The following is a 13061-nucleotide window of genomic DNA, read 5'->3' on the forward strand; positions in this document are numbered from 1 at the left end:
CGGCTAAATGCGCGACGCGAAGTGCGCGGAATGTCGAAACAGCATCTTCACCCATAGGGTGAACCCGGCATGAGGGCGGAACCCAAGCGCAGCATGGATCCGACCGGGCGAGCTCACGGAATCAGGTTTCTTTGAATGCTGTCGCTCAGGACGATGCTGAAGGGAACCCCTGTCTTGTCCTTCAACGGCATCTCTTGCCTGAAGGAGCGGCGCGCCATCTTCACGCCAAGCCACCAGTGCTCATGGGTCAGGCCTTCGGGGGGCGCAAGGTGGCGGAGTTGGTCCCAATGCTCGTAGACCCCCCTCACCTCGGGCCCCAAACGGCGGAACAGGATGTCGCGAACGTCTGCATTGTTGAACAGGTCAACGTACGGCGGTGGAGTAACCGGGAGCTTCATCTAGTCACCTGTCAATCTGCTACTAATTGATGCTTACATTAGTAGAAAATTGACATCGCGAACGGTATCAGATTAACTCATTGTTTCAATTGAGTTTTTGCCGATTCCTTCGACCCTTTTGAGCCACCCCCCCATTGCTCTGCGTCACGACCCGAAAGGTCTCCGCTCTGGCCGAGCTGCTGGAGCTCAACCGCGTCGGGAGTGGATCGCCGACAGCTATCCGGCCAACGCGGTGTCGCCGCGCGCGGGGGCCGACGGCAATTTCGTGGTGGTGGACCGCACCGGCGGGCGCCAGACCATCCTCGCCGAGGTCGACTACTGCGCCGCCGCGCTCACTCTGTACGAGGGCGCCATCCACCTGATCCAGGCCGCGCTCTACCGGGTGGAGCGGCTGGACTGGGATGGCCGCAAGGCCTACGTCACGCGCACCCACATCGACTACGACACCGACGCCAGCGACTACACCAGGCTGAAGGTGCTGGATGCCTTCGACCGCGCGCCGGCCGACCGCGGCCAGGGCCCATCACGGCGAGGTGCACGAGGACGACCTGGCCGGTTCGGAAGCGCCGGCCGCCTGGCTCACCTATTTGCGCGGTGGGCCGTCGACCCGCCTGCGCCGCGGCGCCGCGCACAACGCGCAGGATCTGAAGGGCCTGGCCGGCGCGTTGCTGCGGCTGTCGGCACTGGGCGCTGACTCATCGGGGATGGCGATCAAACATCGACGATCCCGAGGCCGTCATTCCCGCGGCTTTCAGAACAGACGGACGTCTGGCCGTTCATTGCGTCATGAAGACGATGGATCCCCGCGTTCGCGGGGATGACGGGCAAGAGGGCAGCGGACTGTTCGCTGGTGTTGCGACAGTCCGCAACATCCGGAACCGGTAGGAGCGCACCCTGTGCGCGAATGCTCTTGGCGACGTGACAAAGAGCATTCGCGCACAGGGTGCGCTCCTACATGTTTCGATCACGGCCCACGCTCCTGCGGTGGCAGCGGGCCCTGGCTGGCACCGCCAGCGCGCCCTGCATTAGGCTGGTGGTTCGACTCCGCACCGCGGGCCGCGCCCGCCATCGCCACGCCATGATCCTGCCGTCGCACTTCGCCTTCCGCCGCCATCGCACGAGTCGTCGCGTGGCCTCGCCGGGTCGGCGCGCATGAATCGCCGCGCGCCGCCCAAGGCCGACCCGCGCAAGCGCATGCAGATGGCCGATCTGGCGCGGCTGGCGGGCGTGTCGGCCTCCACCGTGTCGCGGGCGCTGGCCGGCAGCGCGCTGATCAGCGAGGACACGCGCACGCGCATCCAGACCCTGGCGCGACAGTTCAACTACACCGTCAACAGCGTGGCGACCGACCTGCGCTCGGGCGTGAAGCGCACCATCGGCGTGGTGGTGCCGTACGAGCAGGCCACGCGGCAGAGCTTCGCCGACCCGTTCCTGCACGGCATGATCGGCGCGCTGGCCGATGCGCTCACCGAGCGCGGCTACGAGATGCTGCTCTCGCGCATCGACGCCGACCGGCTCGACGCATCCGCCGTGCTGGTGGAAGGCGGCCGCGCGGCGGGATTGATCCTGATCGGCCAGTGGCGCCATCACGACCAGCTCAACGCGATGGCCGAGCGCGGCCTGCCGCTGGTGGTATGGGGCGCGCGGCTGCCGCGGCAGCAGTACTGCACGGTGGGCGGCGACAACCTGCTCGGCGGCCGGCTGGTGGCCGAGCACCTGCTCGCGCAGGGGCGCCGCCACATGATCTTCCTGGGCGATACCGGGCTGCCCGAGGTGGCGCAGCGCTTCCGCGGTTTCAGCCAGGCGCTGAAGGCGCACGGCATCGCGCTGGGCGGCGAGCAGCGCGCGGTGGTGCCGTTCCTCGCCGAGAGCGGGCGGCAGTCGATGCTCGACCTGATCGACGCGCAGCCCGCGCTGGATGCGGTGTTCGCCAGCAGCGACCTGCTCGCCATGGCCGCGATCAGCGCGCTGCGCGAACGCGGCCGGCGCATTCCCGAGGACGTCGCCGTGGTCGGCTACGACGACGTGGAGCTGGCCGCGCATTTCCACCCGCCGCTGAGCACGGTGCGCCAGCCCATCGCGGCGGGCGGCGCGATGCTGGTGGAACACCTGCTCGCCCTGCTGCAGGGCGAGGCGCCGCCGCGTGCCGCGCAACTGGACACGCAGCTGATCGTGCGCGAAAGCAGCCGCAAACCCGCCCGCGCCGGCAAGACGCGCTAACGCAGTGCAGCAAAACCGGGGGGCCGGGGCGCGTGGCGCGGCCCGGCCGGAACGCGCTCCCGGAAATTCATGCAATCGTTGGCACACATGGCATTTCCGTGCCCCCAGAATGAGCGATGAAATCGTTTATCAGAGCGCCTTCAGCGGCGTGCTGCAGCGCGCATTGCAATCGATTGCACTGATGGTCAGCATGCTGGCTGCCGATCGTCCACGGACGCCGCCCGCCCGGTCCTCTTGCCCGGCTCCGCACGGCGCCCTCCATCGCTGGGGAGAAACCATGAAGACCGATGCCGTACGCAAGCGCGCACTCGCCGTTGCCATCATGCTGGCCCTGTTGCCGGCCGCCGCGACCGCCCAGGACAGTGCACCCAATGCACCCTCCGCCACCGCCGACAAGCCGGTCGACAAGGCGCCGAACAAGGCGGTCAACCTCGACCAGATGGTGGTCACTGCCTCGCCGGCGGCGCTGAGCAAGATGGCGTCGAGCATTTCGGTGAGCACGCTGGAAGCGAGCCAGCTCGCCGACAGCGGCGCCCAGGGCGCGGCCGACATCCTGCGCGACGTGCCGGGCATCCGCGCCGAGTCGTCCGGCGGCGAGGGCAACGCCAACATCTCGGTGCGCGGCCTGCCGGTGGCCTCCGGTGGCGGCAAGTTTGTGCAGTTCCAGGTGGACGGCATGCCGGTTCTGGAATTCGGCGACATCGCCTTCGCCACGCCCGACACCTTCCTGCGCCCGGACTTCAACATCGACCACGTCGAGGTGGTGCGCGGCGGCTCCTCGTCGGTGTTCGCCAGCAACGCGCCCGGCGCGGTGATCAACTTCATCAGCAAGACCGGCGAGGAAAAGGGCGGCAACATCGGCCTCACCACCGGGCTGAACTACGACAGCAAGCGGCTGGACTTCGACTACGGCCAGCCGCTGAGCGACCGCACGCGCTTCCATGTCGGCGGCTACCTGCGTGACGGCGAAGGCCCCAAGACCGCCGACTTCACCACCCAGCGCGGCGGTCAGTTGATGGGCAACCTCACCCACGACATCGACGGCGGCTACCTGCGCGCCAGTGTGCAGCTGCTGGACGATCGCGCGCCAGCGTACCTGCCGGTGCCGGTGTCGATCACCGGCAGCAACAACAATCCGCAGGTCAGCTCGCTACCGGGTTTTAACCTGCACGACGGCACCCAACTCACCCCGTACTGGCAGCGCGACCTGGCCATCGACGCCAGCGGCAACCGCCGCACCACCGACCTGGGCGACGGCTACCACTCCAAGGTGCAGGCCTTCGGCGGCGAAGGAAAGTTCACCCTCGACGGCGGCTGGACCTTGCACGAGCAGTTCCGCGTGGCCTCCAACTCCGGCTCGTTCTCCGGCCCGTACTCGGCCGAGGTGAACACCGCCGCGGCACTGGCCGAGGAAGTGGGCGGCCCGGGCGCCACGCTGCGCTACGCCAACGGGCCGATGGCCGGCCAAGCCGTCGACGCGACCAGCGTGGGCGGCAACGGGTTGGCGCAGCGCACGCTGCTGTTCAACGTGTCGCTGCCGTCGATGGACAACACGACCAACGACCTCAAGCTCAAGCGCGACTTCGACCTGGCCAGCGGCCCGATGACGCTGCTGCTGGGCTACTACCACTCGCGTCAGGACATTCAGCAGGACTGGCACTGGAACCAGTACGTGCAGAGCGTGCAGGGCAAGGACGCGGTGCTGCTGGACGTGATCGACGCCAACGGCGTGCCGGTGACCGACCACGGGCTGGAAGCCTACGGACAGCCGGTCTTCGGCAATTGCTGCACGCGCTCGTACGACGCCAACTACACTATGGACTCGCCCTACGTGTCGCTGAGCTGGCAGCCGGGCAACTGGCAGTTCGACGCGGGCGTGCGCTACGACCACATGAAGGCCCGCGGGAGCTACGCGGCCGCCAGCGGCACCACGCTGGACGTCAACGGCGACGGCGCGATCTCGGTGCCGGAGCAGAGCGTGCAGGTGGTCAACAACGCCAACGCGCAGCCGGTGAACTACGACAAGCATCATCTGGAGTACTCCTTCGGCGCCAACTACCTGCTGAGCACCGATCTGGCGCTGTTCGCCCGCGCCAGCCGCGGTGCGCGCTTCAACGCCGACCGCCTGCTGTTCGGCGGCGGCCTGCTCGACAACGGCACCGCGCCCGACGGCGTGGCGATCAACGTGGTCAAGCAGTACGAGGGCGGCGTGAAGTGGAGCACCCCCCACACCAGCCTGTTCGTCACCGCGTTCTACGCCACCACGCAGGAGCAGAACCAGGACGTCACCTCGCCCACCCAGTTCCTGATCAGCCGCAACTACAAGGCGCGCGGCGTGGAGGTGGAAGGCTCGCTCGACTACGGCGACTTCAGCATGCGCGGCGGCGTCACCTGGACCCACTCGCGCATCACCAAGGACGCGATCACCCCCGCCAACGTCGGCAACGTGCCGCAGCGCCAGGCCAGCTGGGTGTACCAGCTGAGCCCGACCTGGCGCGTCGGCGGTTTCGATCTCGGCGCCACCGTGCTGGGCACCAGCAAGTCGTACGCGGGCAACCCGAACGGGCTGGTGATGCCGGGCTACACGCAGGTGAACGCGTTCGTGCGCTACAACTTCAACGAGCGCAGCGCGGTGACCGTGCAGGCGGACAACCTGTTCAACGCCACCGGCCTGACCGAGATCGACCAGAGCCCGGGCGCCGTCACCGCGAACGGCCTCAACACCGCGCGCTCGATCCTGGGCCGCACCGTCTACGCCAGCTGGCGCTATCGCCTGTGACCGAAGCCGACGCATCCGCGGCAACGCGCCCGCCGCCGCGGCCCGCCCGGGTCGCGGCGGCGGGTCGGAGTTTCCTGGCCGCCCTGCCGTCCAACCGGCGCTTCGCGGGCGAGCGGCGCTTCGAGCAGTCCGGCGCCACGCTGGTCGCCACGCTGCAATCGCTGTACGGCGACACCGACGGATTCGACGACTGGCTGCTCACGCTGTGCGCGCAGCTCGGCCAGCTCGGCGCGCAGCGGCCCGCACCGCTGACCGCGCTCGATGCGATGCGCGAGGCGCAGCCGGACTGGTTCGTGCGCCAGCGCATGCTGGGCTACTCCGCCTACGTCGACCGCTTCGGCGGCACGCTGGCGGGCGTGGCCGATCGCATCGACCACCTGCGCGCGCTGGGTGTGGATTACCTGCACCTGCTGCCGTTCCTGCGCGCCCGCGCGGGCGACAGCGACGGCGGCTTCGCGGTGGCCAGCTTCGACGAAGTGGAGCCCGCGCTCGGCAGCATGGCGGACCTGGAACAGCTCACCGCCCGACTGCGCGAGGCCGGCATCAGCCTGTGCGCCGACCTGGTGCTCAACCACGTGGCCGACGACCACGCCTGGGCGCGGGCGGCGATGGCCGGCGACGCCGACATGCGCGCGTTCTTCCACGTGTTTGCCGACCGTGTCCTGCCCGACGCCTACGAGGCCACGCTGGGCGAGGTGTTTCCGCAGGCGGCGCCGGGCAACTTCACCTATGTGCCGGCGCTGGGCGGCTGGGTGTGGACCACGTTCTATCCGTTCCAGTGGGACCTCAACTACGCGCACCCGCCGGTGTTCGCGGCGATGGCCCGGGCGATGCTGCGGCTGGCCAACCGCGGCGTGGAGGTGTTCCGGCTCGACTCGGCGCCGTTCCTGTGGAAGCGCCTGGGCACCACCTGCCTCAACCAGCCCGAGGTGCACACGGTGCTGGCCGCGCTGCGCGCATGTGCCGAACTGGTGGCACCGGGCGTGCTGCTGAAGGCCGAGGCGATCGTGCCGACCGAGCAGGTGCTGGCGTACTTCGGCGAAGGCGAGCTGCGCGGGCGCGCATGCCAGCTCGCCTACCACAGCGGGCTGATGGCCGGCGCCTGGGTAGCCTTGGCCGAAGGCAGCGCCGCGCTGCCGCGCCAGCTGCTGGCGCACACGCCGGCACCGCCGCCGGGCACCGGCTGGATCACCTACGTGCGCTGCCACGACGACATCGTGTGGGGCGTGCTGCGCCCGCTGGTGGAAGCGTCCGGCGAGGATTTCACGCAGCGCGTCGGGCGCGCGGCGGCGTTTCTGGAGGGCCGCGTGGCCGGCAGCTTTGCGCGCGGCGCGGCGTTCCAGGCGCACGACGAGCACAGCGTGCACGGCAGCAACGGCATGACCGCCTCGCTGGTCGGCCTGCCCGACGATCCGCTGGCGCCGATCGAGCCGGCCGCGCTGCGCCGCTACGCGCTGCTGCACGCGCTGGCGCTGTGGGTGGGGGCGGTGCCGCTGCTGTACATGGGCGACGAGCTTGGCCAGCCGAACAACGCCGAGGCCGTGGACGCAGCACGGATGGCGGCCGACGGCCGCTGGCTGCAGCGGCCCCGCCTGTCGCTGGAGGCACTGGCCCTGCTGGGCCGTCAAGAGGGCGTGCCTGCGGCCACGGTCGGCGTGCTGCGCGCACTGATGGCGGCGCGGCGTGACCCACGCTGGTCGGCCGTGAGCGCGCCGACGCTGGTGGAGCACCCCGATCCGGCGCTGCTGATCCTGCGCCGCGGCGACGACGCGCTGGGCGTGTTTCATTTCGGCCACGCCGACAGCGCGCTGGACCTGGCCGCGCTGGGCGCCGGCGCCGGCTGGGGCGATGCCTTCGCCAGCGGCGCGGCGGACGGCGACGCTGTCCGCACGCTGGCGCCGTGGGCGACACTGTGGCGATTCCGCAACCGGGAGTGAGCGAGATGGGCGAGGCGCAGGTGATCGTGTTCGGCGAGGCGCTGGTGGATGCGTTTGCCGATGGCCCGGTGCCCGGCGGCGCGCCGTTCAACGTGGCCTGTCACCTGGCCGCGCTCGGCCTGTCGCCGCGGCTGCTCACGCGGCTGGGCGACGATGAGGCCGGTCGCGCGCTGCGCCAGGCTGCCGTGCGCTGCAACCTGTCGCTGGATGCCGCGCAGCACGACGAACACACCGCGCGCGTGCTGGTGCACGAGCGCGACGGCGGCCACGCGTTCGAGATTCCGCCGGCGCAGGCGTTCGACCGCCTCGATGCGGCGCAGGCGGTGGCCGCCGTGCGCGCGGCCGGCGTCACGCAGCCGTGGCTGTACTTCGGCACGCTGGCCTTGCGCGCGCCGGCCTCGCGCGCGGCGCTGGCGGCGGTGCGCGCGGCCACGCCGCATCGCGCCTTCGTGGACCTCAACTGGCGCGAGGCCGGGCCGCCGCCGGCGGTGATCCTCGAGCTGCTGCACGACGTGCACGTACTGAAGCTGAGCGACGCCGAGCTGGCGATGCTGCTTCACTGGCTCGCGCTGGCGCCGATGCCCGATCTGCCCGCCATCGACGACGACCACGCCTCGATGCGCACGCTGTGCGCGCGTACCGGCGCGCGCCACGTGCTGGTCAGCCACGGTGCCGACGGTGCCGCGGCGTGGGATGCCGAGGGCCGCTGCGTGGCCCGCGTCGCGGCGCCGCCGCTGCCGCAGCGGGTGGACACGGTGGGCGCCGGCGACGCGTTCAGCGCGATGATGCTGGCCGGGCTGGCGCTCGGCCATCCGCTGGCCTGCATGGTCGGCCAGGCGGTGGCGTTCGCCAGCCTGAGCTGCGGCTGGCGCGGCGCGCTGCCGACGGAGATGGCGCTGTACCGGCCGTGGCAGGGCATGCTGGCGCGGGCGCATGCGGTGGAGACCCGCGCGTGAACCTGCGCAAGCCGCAGCTGGGTTTCTGGCAGATCCTCAACATGAACGTGGGGTTCTTCGGCATCCAGTTCAGCTTCGGGCTGCAGCAGGGCAACATGAGCCCGATCTACAAGTACCTGGGCGCCGCCGACGGCAGCCTGCCGTACCTGTGGCTGGCCGGCCCGATCACCGGACTGATCGTGCAGCCGCTGATCGGCGCGATGAGCGATCGCACCGACAGCCGGCTCGGCCGCCGTACGCCGTACTTCCTGATCGGCGCACTGATCTGCAGCGTATGCCTGCTGGCGATGCCGTTCAGCCCCGCGCTGTGGGTGGCGGCGAGCCTGCTGTGGATTCTCGACGCGGCCAACAACGTGACGATGGAACCGTACCGCGCCTTCGTCAGCGACCGGCTGGACGAATCCCAGCACAGCGCCGGCTTCCTCACCCAGAGCGCGTTCACCGGGCTGTCGCAGACACTGGCCTATCTCACGCCGTCACTGCTGGTGATCGTCGGCATGGACATGACCTCGACCAACGCCCACGGCATTCCGTATGCGGTGGTGACCGCGTTCGTGATCGGCGCGGTGTTTTCGGTGGTGTCGATCGGCTGGTCGGCGTGGACCACACCGGAGCTGCCGCTGTCGGAGGCCGAGCGAGAACGCATGCGCGCGCAGCCGCGCTCGCTTGCCGCCACGGTGCGGGAAATTGCCGATGCGGTGCGGCAGATGCCCGCGACCATGCGCCAGCTGGCGGTGATGATGCTGTGCCAGTGGTACGCGATGTTCTGCTACTGGGAGTACATCACCGTGTCGCTGGCGCATACGCTGTACGGCAGCACCGACGCGGCCACGCCCGGCTTCGGCGAGGCGGTGCTGATCACCGGGCGCATCGGCGGCTTCTACAACGCGGTGGCGTTCTTCGCCGCCATCGCGATGATGCCGCTGGCGCGGCGGATGGGTCCGCAGGCGCTGCACGCGATCTGCCTGATCCTGGGCGGCGCCGGGCTGCTCGCGCTGCCGCTGATCCACGACCCGTGGTGGCTGCTGCTGCCGATGCTGGGGCTGGGCCTGACCTGGGCCAGCATGATGGGCAACCCGTACGCGATGCTGGCCGGCTGCATTCCGGCCGAGCGCGCGGGCGTGTACATGGGCATCTTCAACGGCTTCATCGTGCTGCCGATGCTGCTGCAGATCCTCACCCTCCCCCTGCTCTACCACCGCGTGCTCGGCGGCAACCCGGAGAACGTGATCCGACTCGCCGGCGCCGGGCTGGTGATCGCCGCGCTGCTGGCGCTGCGGGTGAAACGCCATCCGGGCTGATCGGTGCGTGGGTGCACCCCAAAAAAGGGGAGCCATGCGGCTCCCCTTTTTTGACGACGCCTGACGGCAGCGCTAGAGCGCGTAGTACATCTGGAACTCCAGCGGATGGGTGCTGGCGCGGTAGCGGGTGACTTCCTGCATCTTCAGCTCGATGTAGGCATCGATGAAGTCGTCGGTGAACACGCCGCCGGCCTTGAGGAACTCGCGGTCCCTGTCCAGCGCTTCCAGCGCGGCGTCGAGGCTGGAGCACACCTGCGGGATGTTCTTCTCCTCTTCCGGCGGCAGGTCGTACAGATCCTTGTCCGACGGCGCGCCCGGATCGATCTTGTTCAGGATGCCGTCCAGGCCGGCCATCATCAACGCGGTGAAGGTGAGGTAGCCCGACTGCAGCGGATCGGGGAAGCGCACCTCGATGCGGCGGCCCTTGGGGCTGGACACGTATGGAATGCGGCAGCTCGCCGAGCGGTTGCGCGCCGAGTAGGCCAGCATCACCGGCGCCTCGAAGCCCGGCACCAGGCGCTTGTAGCTGTTGGTGCCGGAGTTGGCGAACGCGTTGATCGCCTTGGCGTGCTTGAAGATGCCGCCGATGTACCACAGCGCGGTCTGGCTCAGGCCGCCGTAGAGATCGCCGGCGAACAGGTTCTCGCCGCCCTTGGACAGCGACTGGTGCACGTGCATGCCGCTGCCGTTGTCGCCGACGATCGGCTTGGGCATGAAGGTGACGGTCTTGCCGTTCTGGTGGGCGACGTTCTTCACCACGTACTTCATGGTGATCAGCTCGTCGGCCTTCTTCACCAGCGTGTTGAACTTGACGCCGATCTCGCACTGGCCGGCATTGGCCACTTCGTGATGGTGCACTTCCACCACCTGGCCGAGCGACTCCAGCACCTTGCACATGTCGGCGCGCAGGTCGCCCAGCGAGTCGACCGGGCTGACCGGGAAATAGCCGCCCTTCACGCCCGGACGGTGGCCGGTGTTGTCGCCGTCGTACTTGTAGCGCGAGCTCCAGGCGGCTTCTTCGGAGCCGATCTCGTAGAACACCCGACCCATGTCGTTCTGCCAGCGCACCGAGTCGAAGATGAAGAACTCCGGCTCCGGGCCGAAGAACGCCGTGTCGGCGATGCCGGTGGACTTGAGGAAGGCCTCGCCGCGCTTGGCGATCGAGCGCGGGTCGCGGCCGTACGCCTGCATGGTCGAGGGCTCGAGCACGTCGCAGTGGATCACCACCTGCGTGTGCGAGCTGAACGGATCGAGGTAGGCGGTGTCCGGATCGGGCATCAGGATCATGTCCGACTCGTTGATGCCCTTCCAGCCCGAGATCGACGAGCCGTCGAACATCTTGCCGTCCTCGAAGGTGCCTTCATCGATGGTATGGACGGGGAAGGTGACGTGGTGCTGCTTGCCCAGCATGTCGACGAAGCGGAAATCGACGAACTCGACGTCATGCTCCTGGATCAGGTCAAGCACTTTGGCAACGGACATGGAAAAACCTCGGGTGGGATTGGCTGTTGGGTTTTAGCAAGCGTCATGCCACGACGCCGCAAGGCGTCAAAGTGGCGTGGGACAAGGGCGAGCGGCGCCCCGCAGGGCACCGCTCGCATCATACATGGGCAACACAGCGCAGCATTGCACCAAAAAGGAGCATTCCCGCCCCGGAGTGACGGACTCCTAGCTCAGCTTTCGTACGCGCTCTCGCCGTGCGAGGTGATGTCCAGGCCCTCGCGCTCGGCGTCGGCCGGCACCCGCAGCCCGAAGACCAGCTTCACGAGCAGATACGCGATCACCGAGACCACGCCGCTCCATGCCAGCGTGATGCCGACCCCCAGCGCCTGCACGCCCAGCTGCTGGGCGATGGAGCTGTTGCCGCTGCCGAAGCCGGTACCGCCGAGCGCGGGCGCGCTGAACACGCCGGTGAGCAGCGCGCCGAGGATGCCGCCGATGCCGTGCACGCCGAACACGTCCAGTGCATCGTCCGCGCGCAGCAGCTTCTTCAGGCCGGTGACGCCCCATACGCAGGCCACGCTGGCCAGCGCGCCGATCACCAGCGAGCCCATCGGGCCGACCGTGCCGCAGGCCGGGGTGATCGCCACCAGTCCCGCCACCGCGCCCGAGGCGCCGCCGACCATCGAGGGCTTGCCCTTGGTCACCGCCTCCAGCAGCAGCCACGCCAGCACCGCCGCGGCGGTGGCCAGCAAAGTGTTGATGAAGGCCAGGCCCGCGCCCGCGTTCGCCTCCAGGTTGGAGCCGGCGTTGAAGCCGAACCAGCCCACCCACAGGATCGCCGCGCCGATCATGGTGAAGGTGACGTTGTGCGGCTTCATCGACTCGCGGCCCAGGCCCAGCCGCGGGCCGACCATGTACGCACCGACCAGGCCGGCGATACCCGCGTTGATGTGCACCACCGTGCCGCCGGCAAAATCCAGCGCGCCCTTGGCGAACAGGAAACCGTCCGGTCCGTACCAGACCATGTGCGCGATCGGCAGGTAGGCGAAGGTGAACCACAGCGCGACGAAGGCGAGCACGGCGCGAAAGCGCATGCGTTCGGCGAACGAGCCCACGATCAGCGCGCCGGTGATGCCGGCGAAGGTGGACTGGAACACCACGAACACGTATTCGGGCAACGCCACGCCGGCGCTGAAGGTGGCCGCCAGGCTGTCCTTGGTGACGCCCTTGAGGAACAGCTTGTCCAGGTTGCCGATGACCGCGTTGCCGCCGTTGAACGCCAGGCTGTAGCCGTAGATCACCCACAGCACCAGGATCATCGAGAACACCGTCATCACCTGCATCAGCACCGACAGCACGTTCTTCGAACGCACCAGGCCGCCGTAGAACAGGGCCAGGCCGGGCACCGTCATCAGCAGCACCAGCAGGGTGGAGGTGAGCATCCAGGCGACATCGCCCTTGTCCACCACCGGCGCGGCATCGGCCGCATGGGAAGCCGGCGACAGCGCCAGCAGGCACAGCAGCAGCAGGGTCGGCAGCCACGCGGGCAAGGCGCGCACGGGACGGGAAAGCACGATCTGTTTCATGGAAAACCTCGCGGTCGGAGTCAGAGGGCGTCGGCGTCGAGTTCGCCGGTGCGGATGCGGATGACCTGGTCGACCGGGCTGACGAAGATCTTGCCGTCGCCCACGCTGCCGGTCCTGGCGGACTGCTGGATCGCCTCCAGCACGCCGTCGAGCTGGTCATCCGTGACGACCACGTCCACCTTCAGCTTGGGCAGGAAGTCCACCACGTACTCCGCGCCGCGATACAGCTCGGTGTGGCCCTTCTGCCGGCCGAAGCCGCGCACTTCACTCACCGTGATGCCGCTGACGCCGGCCGCGGCGAGCGCATCGCGCACCTCGTCGAGCTTGTACGGCCGGATGATGCAACTGATCAGTTTCATGCCTGTCTCCCCTTCATGCTGGTTTCCCCGTCATGCCCATCTCGATGCGCACGGCGGCACCACCGCCGCCGCGCGAGGTCCG

At 69.0% G+C, this 13061-nt stretch carries 10 protein-coding genes and 1 pseudogene; 7 read left to right on the plus strand and 4 right to left on the minus strand.

The genetic code is table 11. The annotated features are described in order from the left end of the window. Positions 1-113 precede the first annotated feature (113 nt). Positions 114-398 carry a hypothetical protein gene (locus ACO2Q2_RS15230; RefSeq protein ID WP_423256874.1) on the minus strand — a complete coding sequence of 95 codons (285 nt, stop codon included), beginning with the start codon at positions 396-398 and terminating at the stop codon, positions 114-116. Positions 399-591: 193 nt separating this feature from the next. Between ACO2Q2_RS15230 and ACO2Q2_RS15235 the strand changes: the two are divergent. From ACO2Q2_RS15235 to ACO2Q2_RS15265, 7 genes and pseudogenes are all read left to right on the plus strand, one after another. After that, a pseudogene (locus ACO2Q2_RS15235) lies at positions 592-937 on the plus strand (helicase); the annotation flags it as partial. Beyond that, positions 932-1219, plus strand: a complete 288-nt coding sequence (locus tag ACO2Q2_RS15240; protein WP_423256946.1) for a hypothetical protein — start codon at positions 932-934, stop codon at positions 1217-1219. The pseudogene ACO2Q2_RS15235 and the gene ACO2Q2_RS15240, both read left to right, overlap by 6 nt. Before the next feature lie 331 nt (positions 1220-1550). Further along, complete coding sequence (locus tag ACO2Q2_RS15245; protein ID WP_423256876.1) at positions 1551-2618, plus strand: LacI family DNA-binding transcriptional regulator; 1068 nt, start codon at positions 1551-1553, stop codon at positions 2616-2618. Between the two features lie 277 nt (positions 2619-2895). Next, entirely contained in the window at positions 2896-5397 is a 2502-nt protein-coding gene (locus ACO2Q2_RS15250) for a TonB-dependent receptor (protein ID WP_423256878.1), read from the plus strand. Next, positions 5394-7334, plus strand: a complete 1941-nt coding sequence (locus tag ACO2Q2_RS15255; protein WP_423256880.1) for an alpha-amylase family glycosyl hydrolase — start codon at positions 5394-5396, stop codon at positions 7332-7334. Before ACO2Q2_RS15250 ends, ACO2Q2_RS15255 begins: the two co-directional genes overlap by 4 nt. Continuing rightward, positions 7298-8290 (plus strand): PfkB family carbohydrate kinase, encoded by a 993-nt coding sequence (locus ACO2Q2_RS15260; RefSeq protein WP_423256882.1) that lies wholly within the window; start codon positions 7298-7300, stop codon positions 8288-8290. The genes ACO2Q2_RS15255 and ACO2Q2_RS15260 overlap by 37 nt, the downstream gene beginning before the upstream one ends. Next, a complete protein-coding gene (locus ACO2Q2_RS15265; RefSeq protein ID WP_423256884.1) occupies positions 8287-9591 on the plus strand; it encodes an MFS transporter in 1305 nt (434 codons plus the stop codon). Before ACO2Q2_RS15260 ends, ACO2Q2_RS15265 begins: the two co-directional genes overlap by 4 nt. A gap of 72 nt (positions 9592-9663) precedes the next feature. Here ACO2Q2_RS15265 and glnA read toward each other — a convergent pair whose 3' ends face one another. From glnA to ACO2Q2_RS15280, 3 genes are all read right to left on the minus strand, one after another. Continuing rightward, positions 9664-11073, minus strand: coding sequence for a type I glutamate--ammonia ligase (glnA, locus tag ACO2Q2_RS15270; RefSeq protein WP_423256886.1), 1410 nt, complete (start codon positions 11071-11073; stop codon positions 9664-9666). Positions 11074-11264: 191 nt separating this feature from the next. Beyond that, on the minus strand, positions 11265-12620 hold the full coding sequence (locus ACO2Q2_RS15275; protein WP_423256888.1) for an ammonium transporter: 1356 nt from the start codon (positions 12618-12620) through the stop codon (positions 11265-11267). A gap of 20 nt (positions 12621-12640) precedes the next feature. Beyond that, entirely contained in the window at positions 12641-12979 is a 339-nt protein-coding gene (locus ACO2Q2_RS15280; RefSeq protein ID WP_423256890.1) for a P-II family nitrogen regulator, read from the minus strand. Between the last annotated feature and the right edge of the window lie 82 nt (positions 12980-13061).

It is taken from the genome of Dyella sp. KRB-257 (assembly GCF_049445995.1).
Taxonomy (GTDB): domain Bacteria; phylum Pseudomonadota; class Gammaproteobacteria; order Xanthomonadales; family Rhodanobacteraceae; genus Dyella_A.